This is a genomic window from Pseudomonas sp. AM4(2022), assembly GCF_036346515.1.
GTDB classification, from domain to species: Bacteria; Pseudomonadota; Gammaproteobacteria; order Pseudomonadales; family Pseudomonadaceae; genus Aquipseudomonas; species Aquipseudomonas paracarnis.
In genome coordinates, this window is sequence record NZ_JAOTNW010000015.1 from 105,473 (window position 1) to 125,976 (window position 20,504).

Here is a 20,504-nt window from a genome sequence, read left to right on the forward strand (position 1 = left end):
GCCAGCTCCCACAGGTGATCATTGGTGCTCTGGCGGATAACTTACCGCCTGCCCGAGCGCGTACTCACGTCCACCCACACCGCCAACACCAGAATGCTGCCCTTGACGATCATCTGCCAGTAGCTGTCCACATCCAGCATCGACATGCCGTTGTCCAAACTGGTAATCACCAATGCCCCCAGCAACGCGCCATACACAGTGCCCGAACCACCGCGCATCGAGGTGCCGCCAATAAAGCACGCGGCGATGGCATCGAGTTCGCCCATGTTGCCTGCCGACGGTGAGCCCGCCGCCAGCCTCGCGGTGTTGACCAGGCCGGCGAGGGCGCACATCACGCCCATGATGCCGAAGATCCACAGTTTCACCGCTTGCACATTGATACCCGACAGCCGCGTGGCCTCCATATTGCTGCCTACCGCATACACCCGGCGGCCGAACACGGTTTGGCGCGTGACATAGCTGAACACCCCCAGCAGCGCCAGCAACAGCAGCACCGGCACGGGGATGCCATCGTAGCGGTTGAGGGTGGTGACAAAGCCTGCGAGCACCGCGCCAATCAACACCACGCGCAGTGCATCGCGCAGCAATGAATGCGCGGCCAACCCATGCAGCGCACGGTTGCGCCGTTGTTTCCAGGTGAGGAACAGCGTCAAGGCAAACAGCAACACTCCAAGCCCGATACCGACGTTGTGGGGCAAATACCCCTGGCCCACATACACCAGCGACGGCGACACTGGCGCAATGGTGGTGCCGCCGGTAATCCCCAGCAGAATCCCGCGAAACGCCAACATCCCGCCAAGGCCCACGATGAACGAGGGGATGCGCAGGTAAGCGGTCATGTAGCCGTTGGCCAGGCCGATCACCAAGCCGCACAGCGCCACCAGGCTCAGGTTGGCCAATAGCGGCACGTGATAGACCACATCCAGAATCGCCGCCAGCCCGCCCAACAGCCCGAGCAGTGAGCCCACCGACAAGTCGATCTCGCCGCTGATAATCACCAGCACCATGCCGCACGCCAATATTCCGGTGATCGACATCTGCCGCAGCAGGTTGGAGAGGTTGCGCGGGGTGAGAAAACCGCCCTCGGTCTGCCAACTGAAAAACAGCCAGATGAACGCGACGGCGATCACCAGCGCGAGCATTTTGTAGCGGGTGAAAAGGTGTTTGACCTGGTTCATCTACGCGGTCTTCCGATCAGTATTGTTATGGCTGAGCGCGGCGGCGAGCACCTGTTCCTGGGTGAGCCCGTCATTGATGAAATCCCCTCGCAACTGGCCGTCGCCAATCACCAGCACGCGGTTGGACACGCCGAGCACTTCGGCCAATTCCGAAGAGACCATGATGATCGACACGCCTTCGGCCGCCAGTGCGCCCATCAGTTTGTAGATCTCGTACTTGGCGCCTACGTCCACCCCGCGTGTGGGTTCGTCGAGAATCAGCACCTTGGGTTGGGTCATCAGCATTTTCGCCAGCACGGCCTTTTGCTGGTTGCCGCCTGACAGGCTGGTGATCGGCAACAACGGGCTGGCGGTCTTGAGGTGCATGCGGGCGATCTGCTGGTCGATGCTGCCCAGTTCGGCTTCGGCGTTGATGCGGGTCATGTGCGCGTAGGTGTCGAGCACCGCCAGGGTGATGTTCTGGCCCACGCCCAGGTCGGGGATGATGCCTTGGCGCTTGCGGTCTTCTGGCACCATGCACAAACCGGCGCGGATCGACTTGAGCGGCGTACGCGTGTCGATCACCTGGCCGTCCAGCCACACCTCGGCGTTGTAGCGGCCGGGGTACGCGCCGAACAGCGCCGACACCAACTCCGTGCGCCCAGCCCCCACCAACCCGGCGATGCCAAGGATTTCACCGCGCCTGAGCACGAAGGAGATGTCGTCGACGCGCTTGCGCTTGGGGTTGTCGACGTCGTAGCAGGTGACGTTACGCGCCTCGAAGATCACCTCGCCCACGTCATGGGGCTCGGTGGGGTAGAGGTTGCTCATTTCGCGGCCGACCATCTGCGTGATGATCCGGGGGATGTCCATGTCTGCCATGGCGGTGGTCGCGATGTGCTTGCCGTCGCGAATCACCGCAATGGTGTCGCACACCGCCGCCACTTCATCAAGCTTGTGCGAAATGTACACGCAGGCCACGCCCTTGGCCTTAAGGCCCCGGATGATGTCCAGCAGCACCTCGATTTCGCCACGGGTCAGGGCCGAGGAAGGCTCGTCAAGAATTAACAGGCGCGCCTGTTTGTTCAGGGCCTTGGCGATCTCCACCAGTTGCTGGTAGCCGCCGCCATACTGCGACACCGGCAGCGCCACATTCATGTCCGGCACCTTGAGTTCACGCATCAACGCCTCGGCGCGGTGCAACATTGCCGGGTAGTTCATGCGCCCACCGGGCAGGGTCAGCTCGTGGCCCATGAAAATGTTCTCGGCCACCGACAGGTCGGGCACCAGGGTCAGTTCCTGGTGGATGATGACAATCCCGGCGGCCTCGGTTTCGCGGATGGACTGGGCCTTGAGCGGCTGCCCATCCCAGAGGATTTCCCCCTCCCAGGTGCCGTGCGGGTATACCGCCGACAGCACCTTCATCAAGGTGGATTTACCGGCACCGTTTTCGCCGCACAGCCCGACGCACTCGCCGGGCCGTACCTTGATGTCGATGCCGTTGAGGGCGTTGACACCACCGAAGCTTTTGACGATGCCGTTCATTTGCAGCAGGTAGTCGGACATGGGAAAGGCTCACACAAATAGGCTGGCCCCCACCCCTGTAGGAGCGAGCTTGCTCGCGAAAAACCCGAGAGCGCCGCGTTTATCCAGGAAGCGCGCATTATCGTTGACGTTTTTCGCGAGCAAGCTCGCTCCTACAGGGGGCGAGGTTTTATCGAGGCAGTTATCATTGCCCAGCGATCTGCTCTTTGGTGTAGAACCCGTCCTTCTCCAGCACGTCGATATTGGCCTTGGTCAGGGGCGTCGGGGTGAGCAGGATGGTGTCGACCTGTTTGCTGCCATTGTCATATTGCGAGCTGTAGCTAGGCTTTTCGCTGCGCGCCAGTTGTACCGAAAGCTTGGCCGCTTCGGTGGCGATCAGTTTGAGCGGTTTGTACACGGTCATGGTCTGGGTGCCATCGATCACACGCTTGATCGCCGCGAGGTCAGCGTCCTGGCCGGAGATCGGCACCTTGCCCGCCAGCTTCTGTGCAGCCAGGGCCTGGATCGCACCGCCGGCGGTGGCGTCGTTGGAGGCGACAATAGCGTCGATCTTGTTGTCGTTACGGGTCAGGGCGTTTTCGACAATGCTCAAGGCTTCGGTGGGGTTCCATTCCTTGACCCATTGCTGGCCGACGATCTTGATATCGCCTTTGTCGATGGCCGGTTGCAGCACCTTCATCTGACCTTCGCGCAGCACCTTGGCGTTGTTGTCCGTCGGCGCGCCGCCCAGCAGGAAGTAATTGCCCTTGGGCGCCGCTTGCAACACGCCGCTGGCCTGCATCTCGCCGACTTTTTCGTTATCGAAGGAAATGTAGGCGTCGATGTCGGCGTTGAGGATCAGGCGATCATAGGACACCACCTTGATCCCGGCCTTCTTGGCTTCAGCCACTGCGTTGGTCAGTACCGTGGCGTTGAACGGCACAATCACGATCACATCGACGCCCCGGGAGATGAGGTTTTCGATCTGGGCAATCTGCTTCTGTTCGTTGGCATCGGCAGACTGCACGAACACCTTGGCGTCGAGCTTTTCCGCGGCGGCGACAAAGTAATCACGGTCGCGGGACCAGCGCTCCAGGCGCAGGTCGTCGATGGAAAAACCGATTTTCGGGTGCGCAGGGTCGGCCATCACCGGCAGGGCGAGCAGCGCCAGGGCTGCGGCGAGCAGGGCAGGTTTGAATGATTTCATGGTGGTGCGTCCTTTTATTGTTGTTGGAAAGACACAGCGTGGTGCGGGTTGAACTGTAGAGCGTCACTCGACGCTCTGTGCAGAGATTTGTCGTGCAAATGTCACCGATAGATAAACCGATTCACAACGCCTTCAAGCATCTCCTGGCGCCCACTCACCGCCTGTGGGTTCAGCTCGTTGGCAAAGGCATGTTCAGCCAATGACTCCAGGCTGAACTCCCCAGCCAACACCGCCTGGCCCAATGGCTGCTGCCAGCCGGCATAGCGCTGGTCCTTGAACTGCTGCAAGCGGTCGTCCTGCACCATCGCCGCCGCACGCTCCAACGCCAGGGCCAGCACATCCATGGCGGCGACATGCCCGTGGAACAGGTCCACCTCGTCCAGGCTCTGGCGGCGCACCTTGGAATCGAAGTTATAGCCGCCGTTCTTGAACCCGCCGGCCTTGAGGATTTCATAGGTGGCCAGGGTCATCTCCTCGACGCTATTGGGGAACTGGTCGGTGTCCCAACCGTTCTGCGGGTCGCCACGGTTGGCGTCGATACTGCCGAAGATCCCCAACGACACGGCGGTGGCGATCTCATGATGAAAACTGTGCCCGGCCAGCGTTGCGTGGTTGGCCTCGATGTTCACTTTGATCTCGTGTTCCAGGCCGTACTCATGCAGGAAGCCGAACACGGTGGCGCTGTCGTAATCGTATTGGTGTTTGGTCGGCTCCTGGGGCTTGGGCTCGATCAACAGGTCACCCGTAAAGCCGATCTTGTGTTTGTGTTCCACCACCATGCGCATAAAACGCCCGAGCTGTTCGCGCTCGCGCTTGAGGTCGGTGTTGAGCAAGGTTTCATACCCTTCACGGCCACCCCACAGCACGTAGTTGGCGCCCTTGAGCCGCAGCGTGGCGTTCATCGCGCTGAACACCTGGGCGGCGGCGAAGGCGAACACCTCTGGGTCTGGGTTGCTCGCGGCCCCGGCGGCAAAACGCGGGTTGCTGAAGCAATTGGCGGTGCCCCACAGCAGCTTGATGCCGGACTGTTCCTGATGGCGCTCCAGGTGGTCGACCATCTGCGCAAAGTGGTTGCGGTACTCCTTGAGCGTGCTGCCTTCGGGCGCCACATCGGTGTCATGAAAGCTGTAGTAGTCGATACCCAGCTTGGAAAAAAACTCAAACGCCGCCTCGGCCTTGCCGATGGCCACCTCCATCGGATCGCCACTGCACTGCCAAGGGCGTTTGAACGTGCCCATCCCAAACATATCCGCCCCCGGCCACACAAAGGTATGCCAGTAACAGGCCGCCATGCGCAGGTGCTCCCGCATGGGCTTGCCGAGGATCAGTTTGTTGGCGTCGTAGTGACGAAAAGCGAGGGCAGAGGTGCTGGCAGGGCCTTCGAAGCGCACCTTCTCGACACCGGGGAAGTACGGCATGGGGTTTTCCTTATTGTTCTGGGCGGTGTCTGGATACTAGCAACGGCGCCTGGGCGGCTGATTATGAAAATCACCAAAGGGGAGTGCGATTTTGAGTGAAGAGCTGAGAACGGCTCAGGGAGTACAGGATTTAGGGAAACGTCTGACTTTACGGTGGGGATATGCCTCTTCAAAGTTTGGGGTGCCAGTCATTGCCTTGATGTGAATAGGCGAGGGCGGCGAACTAAGCAGAGAATAAGGAATATAAAGATGAGTGCATCACACGCCTTGCTATATACCAATGAAGTGTCGGCTGATTTTTTAAGTGAGTTAGACATGCCTGTGTTTTCCGAGCAGCAACGTTCGGGTTTCAGCGAACAAGCGCTGAAGATCATTAATGAACGAGATGCCCAAAATAAGGCTCATCCGGCTATTGCAATTTATCGAATAGCAACCGAAGGCAGCCAGACACGCAACGGTGGAGTCATTAAAACAACCACGTCGGGGATTGAGTTCAAACTGGCAGACGGTTCACGGGTGCGCGCTGCACATAAAGGCGACTGCGTCACGTACTCCGACGGAACTACGGCGTACATCGAAACCTCTGCGGGTGAACCCAACAGTTATCTTGCGCTTGTTGGTAGCACGCTCAGCAACGGTGACGAAATTATCAATACGCCTCAAGGCTTGGCAGTACTCATCGAGCGTAAAGGTGTGCAAAAGGCAGAAGACTTTTTGGTCGCAGTGCATAAGTAAGTATTAAAAAGGCTTTATAGAGGGGCGTTGTTTTTTTCATGCCGCGCTTTGAACGTGAATCACATTTCGAAAAGGGCAAGTGAATGAGTGAAGGACATTTTGTGGGTCTGGGTGATAAAACGACATGCGGTGGTAAAATTCTCGACGGTGATCCCAGGGTTAATATGCATGGTGTTCTCCACGCTCGCGAAGGCGACCGAGTGACGTGCGGGAAACATGCAGGGACTTACCAGATTCTAGGCGGAATTTCCCATATTCAAAGTCATGGAAAACGTGTCGCTGGCACGCTGGACAGCTTCAGCAGTTGCCCTTGTCGAGCTCGACTGATTCCCTCGGTTTACTCGGCCACCTACGTAAACCGGAGCGCCGCACCCCCCATGGGCCAGAGAGTTGCACCATCGAATACATCAGCTGTAAACGGCAGCCCTGCAGCACCGCGTCAATCTGGTTACGTGCCATCAGCTCATGCAGTGCCAACAACATTAAATGGTGCGCACGGCCAGGAGCCTGGCTTCTATATCGTGCCCCAGAGCATGACCCGCGAGGCGCTGGAAGCCACACTTTTTCCGAGGCTCGAGCCGGCAGTAATGCGCAAGTTTCAATCGCTGAATCCCAACACAGGCCACGTCAAAGCCGGCTCGATGATCGTGCTCAGCGATCCGAAAAACACCTCCTGCACCTATCAGGAAGCGCAACTGATGCAGGCTGCACAACACGTCAGCGCATCGCTGGATGAGCTGACACCCGACGAGGCCGACTTTCTGTATCGCCATGGAGCTGAAATCGCTGGGTTCGTCGGCCATACCTCAACCTGGCTAGGCGTCAGTGCGGTGGTGATGGAAAAGCACCTGAACAACTTGCGCGATACGCTGCAGGCCATGGAACGCCTGCATCAAGACAGCTATCGGCAGCACGGGCACCTTAGGTCACCGCAGTTCTTTGCTGATCGCCAGCGGTTGATGAACCAGTTGGATGCTCATCTGCTCAACTCCACCCGCCTGCGCGGGCAGACCACCTTGGGCGATCACCCCAAGTTGAAAACGGCCCTGGGTATATCCAGCCGCAGCTTGGTACATCACTGGGACAAGGCGGGTGGGCCGGGGCAGATTCCGGGGTATGCCGCTCATGTGGAGGCGGTCAGCCGTGCCACGAAGTATATGAAGGCAGGTGGTTACATCGGGATTGGTCTTGGCAGTGTGTCTTCATTGTTGGCAATTCAACAGGTGTGTAATAGGGATTCTGAGGCAGCGTGTAAAAAGGTTAAGTTTACTGAAGGGGGAAAATTTGGCCTTTCTACTGTTGGTGGTGCTTGGGGTGGCAGGATAGGTTTACAGGCCAGTGGTCCTGTTTGCCTGGCGCTAGGTATCTCTACAGGTATAGGAGGTGTTATTTGTGCTGCGGCACTGGTAGGAACTGGTGCATGGGTGGGCACGACTGCTGGTGGGATGGGAGGGGAACTAGGTGGAGAAATTCTGTACGAGAAAACTGCACCATGACTGAGGAGGAGTTCTGGAGGTCCTGGTACGCTTTTTGGATTGTTGGCGGTGGTCCTTTTTTGCTGGGTATTATAAGCATTGGATATACGTTGTATCTGAGCCGCTGTCACTTGGACGCCATGAAGGACGCGTTGAAGAATAGCCGTTACATTTACTTATGGGGGCCGAGTTTGGGGCGGCGAGGTGTGATTTGGTCCCTGTTGGAGATAGCGAAAATCGCAGGAATGGTGACGTGGTCGAAGACGTATATCCGAATTGGGGATGTAAACGCTGCTGATCTTGAAAGCTTTCCACCCTACCTAAAGCGTCTGCTGATTATTGATACGGCTGTGAAAGTCATTGGTTTTACTTGGCTTGTTATCGTAGCTGTACTACTGAAGTTTAAGTAGTTTGAAGGGGCGACACCCCTTACTTGAAAAGCCCTCGGCGTTTCCAATTCGTAGCCTGATGCATCACTAGGTTCCGGTGGGTACGCCGAGGCAAACCTGAAGAATGAAAAAATTTACGAGTCCAGAACTATGACCAGTATCGATACGTGGCCTCCCTGGATCGCAATCATCGTTACAGGGGGGCCGATTTTACTTGCCGCTGCTGGCATTACTTTTAGTCTTTGCCTTAGTCGTCGACACTTGGACTCTATAAAGGATGCGCTAAAAAACAGTCGTTTTATTTATATCTGGGGAACAAGCCTGGGAAAGAGGGGGGTAATCTGGTCGCTTCTGGAAATATCAAAAATTGCCGGAATGGTGACGTTGCCGAAGGCGTCTATTCGCATCGGAGAACTGGACCCAGGCGATCTTGAAAATTTCCCCCCTCATCTAAAACGTCTGTTGACCATCAATATGATGATGTTGATCGGTTCCGTCTTTTGGGCCGCAGTTGCAGCCATGTTGGTGGAATTTAGGTAAGTTGAGCGGGCCTCCTCCGAGGCCCGCTATCCTGATCAGTCAAACCTCTGCGTACTCATCTGCACCGACCGGCCCCAGGACAAAAACAATGAAAACCCTACCGCCCGTTCACCGCATCGCCTTGCTGTTCAACGGCAGCAAAATCTACGACCGCGGCATCATCGCCGGCATTGGCAATTACCTGAGCAGCACCCGTGCGTCCTGGGACCTGTTCCTGGAAGAGGACTTCCTCTGCCGCCTGCGCGGTATCGAGCGTTGGCAGGGAGACGGCATCATTGCCGACTTCGATGACCCGCTGATTGGCGAGGCGCTGGCCGGCAGTCGGCTTCCAGTGGTGGCGGTGGGGGGCTCTTATGAGGATGTCAGCAAGTACCCCAAGGGCATTCCTTATGTGGCCACCGATAACCATGCCCTGATGAAGCTGGCCTACGAGCATCTGGTGGAGGCGGGGTTGACGCGGTTTGCCTGTTTCAGCCTGCCCGAAGCCCAGGCCAATCGGTGGGCCCAGGAGCGTGAGAAAGCTTTTCGCCACTTGATGCAGCGCGATGGCTTGCCGGTAGAGGTGTATCGCGGCCTGGGCACCAGTGCGCCGTTGTGGGACAGCGCGGTGGAGCAGCAGATTGCCTGGTTGCACAGCTTGCCCAAGCCTATCGGCATTATTGCGGTGACCGATGCCCGTGCCCGGCAATTGCTGCAAGCCTGCCTGACGGCGGGCATTGCGGTGCCGGAGGAGGTGGCGTTGATCGGCATCGACAACGACCCGCTGACCCGTACCCTCACGCGGGTGCCGCTCAGTTCGGTGATCCAGGGCACGGAGACCATGGGCCGTACCGCTGCGGCGCTGTTGCATCAGATGCTGCACGGCAAACCCTGCACGGGCACGCAGGTGCTGGTGCCGCCGGACGCCATTAACGTGCAAGCGTCCAGCTTGCATCAACCCCTGGGCAACCCTTACGTGATGCAGGCCTTGTTGTTTATCCGCCAGTACGCCTGCCAGGGCATCAAGACCGATCAGGTCGCCGCTTATGTCGGTGTTTCTCGCTCGTCCCTGGAAGCGCATTTTCGCAAGGCCCGCGGCTGCAGCGTGCATGATGAGATTTTGCGCTTCAAACTCGCCGCTGCCGCCAAGGGCCTGGAAAACCACGGCCTTGCTATCGCCGACATTGCCGCACGCTGCGGCTTCACCTCTGCGCAGTACCTGCATACAGTGTTTCGCCGCGAATTTGGCTGTACGCCGCGTCAGTATCAGCAGGGCACGAACTAGAACACCGCTTTGACCTGCAAGCCCAGCACCAGCGCATTGTCGATGCTCTCCCCGGAAAACGCCCCCGGCTCGATGATGTATTGCACATCCGGGCGCAAGGTCAGCCAAGGCGTGGCCTGGTAGCCATAACTGAGTTCGATCAGTTGTTCAGCCGTGTCCAGGTCGGGGTAGGCCGTGCCGGCGTTGAGCGCTGCCAGCTCCTGTACATCACGGCTGCGCGGGTTCGGCACCGCACGGCCATAGCCCAGGGCGACGGTATCGCGCGGGCGACCTTCGAACGGCTTGTACAGCACCACGCCTGCGCCATACCACTTGGTGAACGGCGAGGCCGCTTGGCTGGCGGCGGAGTACTGGCCGAAGGCGTGCAGGCTACGGCCTTGGGATGACTGGGAGGCCCACACAGCCTGGTCGATCAAGAGGTAGTGACCGCCACGCCCGCTGACGTCCTTGTTGCTGCCAATGCGTTTTACATCGGAACTGTCGTAGTAATAACCGAGCTTGTATTCACCCGGCAGGTTGCCCGTGTGCTTGTAGATCAGCTCGATGGGCACCACGGTGCCGGTGGTGTGCTTGGGCCCCAGGTGCCAGGCACGGCTGGAGTTGCCGTTGCTGGACGGGTCGACATTGAACGCCGCTACGCGCAGTTGCCAGTTGGGCGAAAAGTCGTATTTCACCCGGGCACCCAGGTGCGCATTCGGGTAGTTGGCCCAGCCGCTGCCGCCGGACATGTTCAGCGGATGCCCGCAGAACCCGGCGTTCATGAAGTTGCACAGGATGCCGCTGTCCAGGCCGCCTAGGTCATTGCCCATGGCCATATAGCCCAGCTTGACGTTCAGCGCCGGGGTGAACAGCGTGCGCTCGTAGCTCAGCTCGGTGAGGCGCGTGTAGAGGCCGCCGTAGTTTTCCTGGATCGGCAGGCGGTTGCCCACCAGGTCCTCGGAGGCGCTGTTGCCGCGTCGGTCGTTGATGGTCAGCTGGATGCGGTCGCCGTTGGTGAAACCGTAGAGCTTGCCCAGGTCGAACTGCACGCCGAGTTTGAGGTTCTGCGAATAGCGCGCCGAACGGTGCTGGCCGCCGTGGGCGTTGTAGGCGGTCTCGCCGCTGTAGTCACCGGTAAAGCGCACACCTTGCGCGTCGAGTTCGCGGCGCAGGCCGCCCCAGTCGCCGGTCAGGGTAGTGTCGTCGGCTTGAACGGGCAGGGCGGCCGCAAAGGCCAGGCCCAGCGCCAGGCGCCAGGCGGTATGAGGAGTAGGGGTCATGGGGGATCTTTCCAAACACAAAGCGCGGTGCCGGAGCACCGCGCGAACAGGGGGCGGTTACGGCAGGGCGTAGGCGATCACGTAGTCGCCACGGTCGGTGGACTGGCGTGCGCCGCCGGCGGTGACGACGATGTATTGCTTGCCGGTTTTCGGCGACACGTAGGTCATCGGCCCACCCTGGCTGCCCACGGGCAGGCGGGCTTTCCAGATTTCATCGCCATTGCCGCTGTTGAAGGCGCGCAGGTAGAAATCCTGGGTGCCAGCGATAAAGATCAGGCCGCCTTGGGTGGACAGCGTACCGCCCAGGGTCGGCAGGCCTACCTTGATCGGCAGGTGCATGCGGATACCCAGGGGGCCGGTGTCTTCAACGGTGCCCACTGGTACTTGCCAGGCGACCTTTTGCGTCTTCATGTCGATGGCGGTCAAGGTGCCGAACGGCGGCGCCTGGCACGGAATGCCGGCCACCGACAGGAAGCGGTTTTTGTTCACCGCATACGGCGTGCCCTTGAGCGGCACGGCGCCCATGCCGGTGTTGAGCGCTTCACCACCGGAAGAGGCCTGGGCTTTGTTCTGCGACGGTATCATCTGGATCCACAGGCCCAGGCGCATGTCGTTGACGAAGATAAAACCGTGCACCGGGTCGGTGGAAATGCTGCCCCAGTTCATGCCGCCCAGGGAACCCGGGAAGCTCAGGGATTTATCGGTGCCCGGCGCGGTGTACAGGCCGTCGTAGCGCATGCCCTTGAAATCGATGCGGCACAGCAACTGGTCATACGGCGTCGCGCCCCACATGTCCGATTCGGTCAGGGTTTGCGCGCCGATCTGCGGCATGCCCACGGATTTCGGCTGGGTCAGGGAATACGGCTCGTTGGGAATGTTCGCCGCTTTGACCGGCACTTCCTTCACGTCCGTCAGCGGCTTGCCGGTGGCGCGGTCGAGCACGTAAATCTGCCCGGCCTTGGTGCCGATGACCACGGCCGGTACGGCCTTGTCGCTGCCTGGCGGGGTGAAGTCGATCAGGCTTGGCTGCATCGGCAGGTCGAAGTCCCAGAGGTCGTTGTGGACCGTCTGGTAGACCCACTTCTCGGCACCGGTGGAGGCGTCGAGTGCCAGCACCGAAGCGCCGTATTTGTGGTTGAGCTGGGTGCGCTCCACGCCGTAGATATCGGTGGAGGAGCTGCCCATCGGCAGGAAGACCGTGTTCATCAGTGGGTCGTAAGACATTGGCGCCCAGCTGTTCGGGGTGCTGCGCACGTAGGTGGCGTCGCCCGTCGGGGCCTGCTTGTCTTCAGGGTTGCCTGGGTCGAAGGCCCAGCGCATCTGGCCAGTGATCACGTCAAAGCCACGGATCACGCCACCGGGCATATCGGTCTGTACGTTGTCCGCCACGCGACCGCCGACCACTACAGTGGTGCCGGCCATCAGCGGCGCCGAGGACAGTTGGTAGTAGCTGTCCGGCACATTGCCCAGGCCGGCCTTGAGGTCCACCTGGCCATGGATGCCGAAGTCTTCGCAGAACTTGCCGGTGTCGGCATCCACGGCGATCAGGCGCGCATCAATAGTGTTGGTCAGCAGGCGACGCTGACACTGCGCACCGGCAGGCACGCTGGCGGCAAGGATCGGCGAGCTGTTGGGTTGGGTCGGCTGGACAATCGGTGCGCTGGCGTCGAAATACGCCATGCCCCGGCAACGCTGCCACACTGCCGATTTGGCGTTGACTTCGTTCTTCCACAGTTCTTTGCCGGTGTCGGCATCCAACGCGATCAGGTTGTTGTGCGGGGTGCAGATAAACACTTTGTTGCCGACCTGCAGGGGCGTCAGCTGGTCTTCGGCACCGTTGCCGTCGCTGATGGCCACGTCGCCGGTGTGGTAGGTCCAGGCGACTTTGAGCTTGTCGATGTTGTCGCGGTTGATCTGGTCCAGCGCGGCGAAACGGCTGCCACCTTCAGTATTACCGTAGTGGGCCCAATCTTTCTGTGCATCGGCCGCAGCCACCGGGGTAACGCCCGGGCCTGCACCGGTGGGCGCAACGCTTGGGTGCGCGACAAACATATTGCCCGCTGCCACCGCCACGCCCAGCGCCAACACGGCGGCGACGCCATAGGCACCCCGCGCCGGTTTGCCGGCCAGCAACGGATACACCAGCGCGACCACCACGCCAATCACCGCAAACATGAACAGTCGCGAGAACAGCGGCCAGTATTCCAGGCCCACGTCGGCCACCGCCCACACGGCAGTAGCCACTAGAAACGCGGCGAACAACCAGGCGCCGGCCGGCTTGCAGCGGGCAATCAGCAGCCCGGAAATGGCCATGACCACGCCGCCCAGCAGGAAGTACCAGGAACCTCCCAGGCTGACCAGTTTGGCGCCGCCGACGGCAAGCGCAAGGCCGAGCAGGGCGATGACGACGCCCAGGCCCAGGAGTAAGAATCTAGAGACGCCAGCGGCGCGCGATGCTCGTTTCATGTCGAATGGACTCGAGTGAGAGAGGGCAAAGACGCGATTTTAGCAAGATAAGTAACCGGTTAGTACATTTGAGTCCTGCAATAGACTGTTACAGGTACTGCGATGATGGGCAGGGCCGCTGGTACCCTGTGGCGAGGGAGCTTGCTCCCGCTGGGGCGCGAAGCGGCCCCGCTCTTTGTTTAAAAGAAGGGGCCTGCTACGCAGTCCAGCGGGAGCAAGCTCCCTCGCCACGGTCCAGCGCTGCCTGTTAAGGCATCAGAACTTGAAGCGGCCCACCAGCCCATTGAGCTGGCCGGAAATATCAGTCAGCCGCCCTGAACCGGTCTGCGCCGAGTGCGCAAAGCCTTCCACCAATTGCGCGTCGGCGTGGATCTGCGCGATATGCCGGTTGATCTCTTCGGCCACCTGGTGCTGTTCTTCGGCGGCGGTGGCGATCTGGGTGTTCTGGTCGCGAATCGAGTCCACCGAACCACGGATCTTGTCGAAGCTGTCGCGGGCCTGCTGGATGCGCGCAACGCTGGTGTTGGACACCAGCAAGCTGCCTTGCATCTGCTGGGTGACTTCCTGGGTGCGGCGGGCGAGGTTGCCCAGTAGGGTGTCGATTTCGCCGGTGGAGTCGGCGGTGCGACGCGCCAGTGCGCGCACTTCATCGGCGACCACCGCAAAGCCGCGGCCCTGGTCCCCAGCGCGCGCGGCTTCGATTGCGGCGTTGAGCGCCAGCAGGTTGGTCTGTTCGGCAATCGAACGGATGGTGTCGAGGATGGTGTTGATGTTCTGGCTGTCTTGCTCGAGCAACTGCATGGTCTGTGTGGATTTTTGCAGGTCTTCGCTGAGCTTGAGCACGCTGCCGGTGGCTTCGCCGATGTGCTGCTGGCCGGTGTGCACGTCGCGATAGCCCTCATCGGCACTCGTGGCGGCGGCGCTGCATGAACGTGCGACTTCGTTGGCGGTGGCGACCATCTCGTTGAACGCGGTGCTTACCAGCTCCACGGCTTCGCGCTGGCGGCCGGCGGCCTGGTTCATATTGTTGGCCACGGCGCTGGTGTCGGCGGCGGCGGTTTGCAGGTCTGAGGAGGCGTTGCCGATGCGCTGCACCAGTTGCGCGATCATGCTCAGGAACTGGTTGAACCAGCCGGCCAGGCTGGCGGTTTCGTCCTTGCCCTGCACCTTGAGCTGGCGCGTGAGGTCGCCTTCACCTTCGGCGATTTCCTGCAAACCGTCGGCCACGCCGCGAATCGGGCGCACGATCACACGGGCGAAACTGGCGCCGACGATTGCGAACACTACGGCCAATACAGCGGCAATCGCTGCGATCAACCACGTCAGGCGAGTGGCGCCGGCCATCACTTCGTCCCGCTTGATCAGGCCGATAAAGCGCCAGCCCAGGTCTTTGGAACTGACCACGTTAGCCATGTAGGCCACGCCATTGATGCTCACCTCGGTCACGCCATCGCCGTGCTTGGCCAGTTCGGCGTAGTTCGCTCCCAGGCCTGCCAGTGGCTTGAAATTGTGCGTGGCATCGCTGGGGTCCACCAGCACGTTGCCGTCGGCTTCCACCAGCATCAGGTAGCCGCTGTCGCCCAGCTTGATGGTGCGCACCAGCTCGGTGAGTTGCTTGAGCGACACGTCCAGGCCAACCACCCCAAGCACATTGCCCGTGGCATCCGCGACGGTGCGCACGGTGCCGATCAGTACCACATCGTCCGGGGCCCAGTAGTAGGCGCCTGTGCGCACGGTCTTGCCTGGCGCTGCGATGGCGGCCTGGTACCAGGGGCGGGTGCGCGGGTCGTATTGCGTCAGTTTGGCGTCGTCCGGCCAACTGGCGTAGCCGCCATCGCTCAGGCCCAGGGACAGGTACGCGGTGCTGGGGTGGCTTTTGGCGAACTGATCGAAAATCGCCAGCAGTTCTGTGTTGGTCGGCGTCAGCGGAATTTGCGCTGCATCGGCGCCGGCGTAGTTCTTGAGGTTCTTGGCCGCGATCACGCGGGGATCCTTGGCGACGAAGTCGACATTCTGGCTGATGCCGTCGAAAAACTGCTGCATGCCGTTGTCGATCTGGCGAATCTCGCGGCCGCTGCTGTCGAGGAAGTTGGCCAGCGCACCCTCGCGCAGGTTCAGCACCACGATAATGGCGACCAGGATGACCGGCACGCACGCGATGGCCGCAAACGCCCATGTCAGCTTCTGCTTGATATTCATGACTTCACCCGCGGGTATTTATAGTTTTGGCAAGGGGAGAAAAATGGCTACTGCGTGTCGCAGGCGTTTTTGTGAGAGGCGAGGCCATGCGTACCCTCGGTATATCGGCCGAGGGAGTTGGCACTTGAGGAGGGGGAATCAGGCGATCGGGTCACCGACCAGGGCATCGCGGCGCATCGACTGCAGGTTCTTCTCGATGGTTTCGCAGATGCTTTCCATCTGGATCTGGTGTTCGCTGGAATTGAACGGGCTTTGCAGGTCGGTACCGATGCGTTCGATGGCCAGCAGCATGAAGCCCACGACTGTGGAGGCCAGCGGCGTGAACCAACCGAGGGATTCCACGAGCCCCACCGGCACGATCAGGCAGAACAGCGAAATGAACAGCCGCGGGAAATACACATAAGGGTAAGGCAGTGGCGTGTTAGCAATCCGCTCCATGCCGCCCTGGGCGTTGGAGAGGTCCACCAGGGTCGACTCCAACCGCGCCAGGCGAATACTGTCCAGGCGCCCGGCCTGGTATTCGCGCGCCAACAACGAGGCTGAGCCGGTGAGGATGTCATTGGCAAAGTTATTGGTGGCGCCGTTGCGCGCAAATTCTTCGGCGGGGATAAAGGCTCGCACTTCTTCCGGGCACGGCTGGCCCTTGAGGTGCGCAGCCAGGCAATTGACGTAAGCCACGTGACGGCGCAACAGCGTCGACTTCACCGGGTTCACCTCACCAGGGGCGTCATCGAGCAGGGTCAGTACTTGCCGGGCAAAACTGCGCGAGTTGTTGACCATCGCACCCCACAGCGTGCGTGCTTCCCACCAGCGGTTATAGGCGCTGCTGTTGCGAAAACTGATCAGCACCACCAGTGCCGAGCCGAGCAAGGTCAGGGGCATCAGCGGCAAATTGATCTTGGCGGTGAGAAACAGCATGAAATCCACCGTCACCGCTACATCCCACAACAACAGCCAGAACAACGCCCAGCCCACATAGCCCATGGTCTTGATGATCAGGCGGTATTTCTTCAGAAGGGCAGCTTTCAAACGAGAACCTCGCGGCGGGCGGTTGGCAATAATCCCCTGTTACGACGCCGCCGAGGAAGGAAGGTTCGCAGTGTGCTGAATCGATTAGTCCTCTAACCGCCAGGCGGAGAGAATGTAACCAAAGGTTGCGCGTAAGTGTGTGCCATGGGGCATTTGACTGTGGAACAACTTTGGTACTGATGACGTCTTGTCCGGCAATCGCTGTACATTGCGTTCGAGGCAAAAAGCCATTAATGGCAGGAATTTTGAAGTGATTTGTTTTGGGGCCGGGCTGCAGGGATTTCGTAGCTGAGATCAGTGGCATCAAGTTGGATGATCAGGGCTCTTTCATGCGTGTCAGTTCGTTGAAGTTGGCTATGTGTAATACCGCGCAAGCGCTCGAACGTCATAAGGATTTTGAATCGTGCATGAGAGCGCATTACCACGTGCTGCTCGTGCCCTATTCGAGACGACCGTTTTTCTACAAGAGTGCCCTTAAATACAGCCGCTTGATGGTGTCGTTTGCATTATTGAGCCAATACTTTTCCACACCGCTGCCGTTGTTGGCAGAAGTTAAAGCCTTGTGCGTAACGCGCAAATATTGTTCGAAAAACAGCCTGGAATCGATCTTTTTGCTGTTCCGGGCCCTGGGTTTCATGGAGGTTGCGCCGCACCCCGAAGACAGTCGCTTCAGAGTGTATGCACCCTCGGATGAAGCCTGCCGCGAAGCGCGGTTGATGCTCACCGCCCTCACTGAGTCGTTGGCGCTGCTCTACCCCGAAAGGGAAGTGTTCCGGCAGATGCGCGACCTGGATGACCGCGAGTTCCTGGCGCTCTATTTCAAGGGGTTTGCCATGATTCTCGCGGCCGAATTGACGGTGGATGTCTTGCTGCCCGAATGTTATTGGCTGGTGAAGCGCGACGCCGGCCATCTGTTGATGCTGGCGATCTACAACGACGCCTTTGCCCCTGAGAACGACCGCGCCACCTTCCGGTCATCTTCCTACCTGGCCTTGGCCAAGCAACTTTCCGTGTCCAAGACCCACATTATCCGTATGGTGCAGGAGGGGGTTGAAAAGGGTTATTTCAAAGCCCACTCCAAAACCCGGCTGGAAGTTCTGCCACCCTTTGCCAGCCTGGTAAAGCGGTTCATGGCCTTTTCATTTGCGATGGGCCTGCATGCTATTGAGATGGGAGCGTAAGGATGCCTGCTAACTTGAAGTTGCGGCCCAGAATGCGCAGTTTGTTGTCACCTGCGGTGACCCAAGCCGAATGGGTAGGGATCATTGCCTGGGTCGGCATGCTCCTGATTCCGCCGACCCTGAAGTTGGATCTTTATATGTTGGGCGTCACGGTGGGCCTGCTGATTGTTTGCCGGGTACATGCGACCACCGCGAACTTTCTGCTCTGGCGAGTGCTGGGGGTCATCTATATGGTGTTGTTATCCGTCGGCTTCGCCTATCTGATTCGTCTGAATGAAGAGTTGCGTATCTATAGCTTGCCGTTAGCCGTGACCCTGGTGGTGGGCAGTGCGATCTTGTTTATCAGTGTCCAGGATTACCTAGCCGATGCGCTATTGATCTGGCTGATCCTGTGGCCGCCCATGCAGGCGGATATAGATGCTGGCACCGAGGTGTTTTTGCTGCTGTTCTGCGCGGCGTCGGTGTCCATCGGGTTTATCTTGAGTTATTCCTACTTGAAGAACCTGCGTTCGGTATTGCTGGTGGAAAGCGAGTTTCGCGCCTTGGCCGAGACCGATTACCTGACGTCCATCCTCAACCGGCGCGCCTTTATGCAGAGCTTCGAGAAGTTGCTCGGTGGGGAGCAGGGCGGCTACTTCATCATGTTGGATATCGACAGTTTCAAAGAAAAAAACGACCTGTATGGCCACGACGTGGGGGACAAGATCCTGCGCGCCATGGCCCTGTGCCTGAAAAACGCCAAGGGCAGCTACAGCTTTGGACGGATCGGCGGGGAAGAGTTCGGCGTGTTATTGCAGGGCGACGATGTGGAGGTGGCCTGTGATTATGCCCTGGACTTGTTGCAGGCGATCCGCAGCAGTGTGCCTGCGCCCCACCATTACACCTGCAGTGCAGGGATGGCGCGTTTTTCGCCGGGCGACGAGTTGTCAGCCGTACTCAAGATGGCGGACAAGAACCTGTACGGCGCCAAGCGCAATGGCAAGGACTGTGTGCACCTGGACGGCGCATTGCTACAGGCGGTCTTGTCCTGACGCGTGCCGTCTAGTGCTGTGACAGAACGCTCGCCAGCAACCCAGGGAAGCGGCTTTCCAGCTCGTCACGGCGCAACGAGTTCATATGGGTGGTGCCCACATTGCGCGTGTGCACCAGGCCGGCATCGCGCAATACCCGGAAGTGATGGGACATGCTGGACTTGGGCCGCCCTCCGTCCAGTTCGCCACAGGTGGCCTCTGGCACGTTGGCCAGGTAGCGCACGATGTCCAGGCGCACGGGGTCGCTCAAGGCGTACAGCACACGCTCAAGCGTCAATTCTTGCGGGGTAGGGTGTTTGAAGGCTCGCATGGGGCGGATCATAACAGGGGGGTAGCGCTCAATACCATAGTTCGATTACCATCGAACTATCGAATCACCCACCCCTTCCTGGAGTTCTCAATGTCGGCTTTGTTCGAACCGTTCAAACTCAAAGATGTGACCTTGCGCAATCGCATTGCTATCCCGCCGATGTGCCAATACATGGCCGACGACGGCATGGTCAACGACTGGCACCACGTCCACCTGGCCGGCATGGCCCGTGGTGGCGCCGGCCTGCTGGTGGTTGAGGCCACCGCGGTCGCCCCTGAAGGACGCATCACCCCGGGCTGCGCCGGGATCTGGAGCGACGCCCACGCCCAGGCATTCGTGCCCATGGTCAAGGCCATCAAGGCCGCAGGTTCGGTGCCGGGCATCCAGATCGCCCACGCCGGCCGCAAAGCCAGTGCCAATCGCCCTTGGGAAGGTGATGACCACATCCCGGCCTCTGATGCCCGTAGCTGGGAAACCATCGCCCCCTCTGCCATCGCGTTCGGTGCCAACCTGCCCAACGTACCGCGTGCCATGACCCTGGAAGACATTGCCCGCGTGCAGCAGGACTTCGTCGACGCGGCCCGCCGCGCTCGCGATGCCGGCTTTGAATGGATCGAACTGCACTTCGCCCACGGCTACCTGGGCCAGAGCTTTTTCTCTGAGCATTCCAACCAGCGTACCGATGCCTACGGTGGCAGCTTCGACAACCGCAGCCGCTTCCTCCTCGAAACCCTGGCTGCGGTGCGTGAAGTCTGGCCGGAAAACCTGCCGCTCACCGCCCGGTTCGGTGTGATCGAATACGACGGCCGTGATGAGCAGACCCTCACCGAGTCCATTGAACTGGCCCGCCGTTTCAAGGACGGTGGCCTGGACCTGTTGAGCGTCAGCGTCGGCTTTACCATTCCTGACACCAACATCCCATGGGGCCCAGCTTTCATGGGGCCAATCGCCGAGCGTGTACGCCGTGAAGCTGGTATTCCGGTGACCTCGGCTTGGGGCTTCGGCACGCCGCAACTGGCCCAAGGTGCACTGCAGGCCGGGCACCTGGACCTGGTTTCGGTGGGGCGCGCACATTTGGCTGACCCGCATTGGGCCTACTTTGCTGCCAAGGAGCTGGGCGTGGACAAGTCCTCCTGGACCTTGCCGGCGCCTTACGCGCACTGGCTGGAACGCTATCGCTGAGGTACGCCTGCGCGTTGCATGAGCCACTCGATTGAGTGGCTTTTTTTCGCCTGTGGTTTTTGCACTGGATACACAGCCGATACGCGAAAAATAACAAATGAGAACCGATATCAAACGAGAATGCCCTGATATATGATG

Annotated in this window: 15 protein-coding genes and 2 pseudogenes; 7 read left to right on the forward strand and 10 right to left on the reverse strand. The window is 59.8% G+C overall.

Annotated elements, in window-relative coordinates; all coding sequences use genetic code 11:
• Window positions 1-41 precede the first annotated feature (41 nt).
• The 4 genes from ODQ19_RS20160 to xylA form a co-directional block, all read right to left on the reverse strand.
• Window positions 42-1,178, reverse strand: a complete 1,137-nt coding sequence (locus ODQ19_RS20160) for a sugar ABC transporter permease (RefSeq protein ID WP_330211057.1) — start codon at window positions 1,176-1,178, stop codon at window positions 42-44.
• Window positions 1,179-2,723, reverse strand: coding sequence for a D-xylose ABC transporter ATP-binding protein (xylG, locus tag ODQ19_RS20165; RefSeq protein ID WP_330211058.1), 1,545 nt, complete (start codon window positions 2,721-2,723; stop codon window positions 1,179-1,181). It abuts the gene before it with no gap.
• 163 nt (window positions 2,724-2,886) lie between these two features.
• On the reverse strand, window positions 2,887-3,888 hold the full coding sequence (xylF, locus tag ODQ19_RS20170) for a D-xylose ABC transporter substrate-binding protein (protein ID WP_330211059.1): 1,002 nt from the start codon (window positions 3,886-3,888) through the stop codon (window positions 2,887-2,889).
• A gap of 101 nt (window positions 3,889-3,989) precedes the next feature.
• Window positions 3,990-5,306: a xylose isomerase gene (gene xylA, locus ODQ19_RS20175; protein WP_330211060.1), complete on the reverse strand. Its 1,317-nt coding sequence runs from the start codon at window positions 5,304-5,306 to the stop codon at window positions 3,990-3,992.
• A gap of 249 nt (window positions 5,307-5,555) precedes the next feature.
• On the opposite strand from xylA, the gene ODQ19_RS20180 reads away from it, so the two are divergent.
• From ODQ19_RS20180 to ODQ19_RS20195, 4 genes are all read left to right on the forward strand, one after another.
• Window positions 5,556-6,041, forward strand: coding sequence for a hypothetical protein (locus tag ODQ19_RS20180; protein WP_116668302.1), 486 nt, complete (start codon window positions 5,556-5,558; stop codon window positions 6,039-6,041).
• Window positions 6,042-6,124: 83 nt separating this feature from the next.
• Window positions 6,125-7,537 carry a PAAR domain-containing protein gene (locus ODQ19_RS20185; protein ID WP_330211061.1) on the forward strand — a complete coding sequence of 471 codons (1,413 nt, stop codon included), beginning with the start codon at window positions 6,125-6,127 and terminating at the stop codon, window positions 7,535-7,537.
• Between the two features lie 518 nt (window positions 7,538-8,055).
• Window positions 8,056-8,445 carry a hypothetical protein gene (locus tag ODQ19_RS20190; RefSeq protein ID WP_116668299.1) on the forward strand — a complete coding sequence of 130 codons (390 nt, stop codon included), beginning with the start codon at window positions 8,056-8,058 and terminating at the stop codon, window positions 8,443-8,445.
• A gap of 88 nt (window positions 8,446-8,533) precedes the next feature.
• Window positions 8,534-9,709 (forward strand): XylR family transcriptional regulator, encoded by a 1,176-nt coding sequence (locus ODQ19_RS20195; protein WP_330211062.1) that lies wholly within the window; start codon window positions 8,534-8,536, stop codon window positions 9,707-9,709.
• Here the strand turns inward: ODQ19_RS20195 and ODQ19_RS20200 are convergent.
• The 5 genes and pseudogenes from ODQ19_RS20200 to ODQ19_RS20215 form a co-directional block, all read right to left on the reverse strand.
• Entirely contained in the window at window positions 9,706-10,968 is a 1,263-nt protein-coding gene (locus tag ODQ19_RS20200; RefSeq protein ID WP_330211063.1) for a carbohydrate porin, read from the reverse strand. The genes ODQ19_RS20195 and ODQ19_RS20200 overlap by 4 nt on opposite strands.
• 57 nt (window positions 10,969-11,025) lie before the next feature.
• The gene (locus tag ODQ19_RS20205; RefSeq protein WP_330211064.1) at window positions 11,026-13,434 is read right to left on the reverse strand and encodes a glucose/quinate/shikimate family membrane-bound PQQ-dependent dehydrogenase; all 2,409 of its coding nucleotides are present in this window, start codon (window positions 13,432-13,434) and stop codon (window positions 11,026-11,028) included.
• A gap of 255 nt (window positions 13,435-13,689) precedes the next feature.
• Window positions 13,690-14,226 (reverse strand): annotated as a pseudogene (locus ODQ19_RS28210) (methyl-accepting chemotaxis protein); the annotation flags it as partial.
• A 327-nt stretch (window positions 14,227-14,553) separates the two neighbouring features.
• Window positions 14,554-15,633, reverse strand: a pseudogene (locus ODQ19_RS28215) (HAMP domain-containing protein); the annotation flags it as partial.
• 138 nt (window positions 15,634-15,771) lie between these two features.
• Window positions 15,772-16,662, reverse strand: coding sequence for a bestrophin family protein (locus ODQ19_RS20215; RefSeq protein WP_003190542.1), 891 nt, complete (start codon window positions 16,660-16,662; stop codon window positions 15,772-15,774).
• A gap of 329 nt (window positions 16,663-16,991) precedes the next feature.
• On the opposite strand from ODQ19_RS20215, the gene ODQ19_RS20220 reads away from it, so the two are divergent.
• Together ODQ19_RS20220 and ODQ19_RS20225 are read left to right on the forward strand one after the other, a co-directional pair.
• Window positions 16,992-17,843, forward strand: a complete 852-nt coding sequence (locus tag ODQ19_RS20220) for a hypothetical protein (RefSeq protein ID WP_169922168.1) — start codon at window positions 16,992-16,994, stop codon at window positions 17,841-17,843.
• Between the two features lie 2 nt (window positions 17,844-17,845).
• Window positions 17,846-18,874 carry a GGDEF domain-containing protein gene (locus ODQ19_RS20225; RefSeq protein ID WP_165861673.1) on the forward strand — a complete coding sequence of 343 codons (1,029 nt, stop codon included), beginning with the start codon at window positions 17,846-17,848 and terminating at the stop codon, window positions 18,872-18,874.
• A 10-nt stretch (window positions 18,875-18,884) separates the two neighbouring features.
• On the opposite strand, the gene ODQ19_RS20230 is transcribed toward ODQ19_RS20225, so the two are convergent.
• On the reverse strand, window positions 18,885-19,184 hold the full coding sequence (locus ODQ19_RS20230; protein WP_003190545.1) for an ArsR/SmtB family transcription factor: 300 nt from the start codon (window positions 19,182-19,184) through the stop codon (window positions 18,885-18,887).
• 90 nt (window positions 19,185-19,274) lie between these two features.
• Here ODQ19_RS20230 and ODQ19_RS20235 point away from each other — a divergent pair, with 90 nt between their 5' ends.
• Window positions 19,275-20,366 (forward strand): NADH:flavin oxidoreductase/NADH oxidase, encoded by a 1,092-nt coding sequence (locus ODQ19_RS20235; protein ID WP_054895667.1) that lies wholly within the window; start codon window positions 19,275-19,277, stop codon window positions 20,364-20,366.
• The last annotated feature ends 138 nt before the right edge of the window (window positions 20,367-20,504 follow it).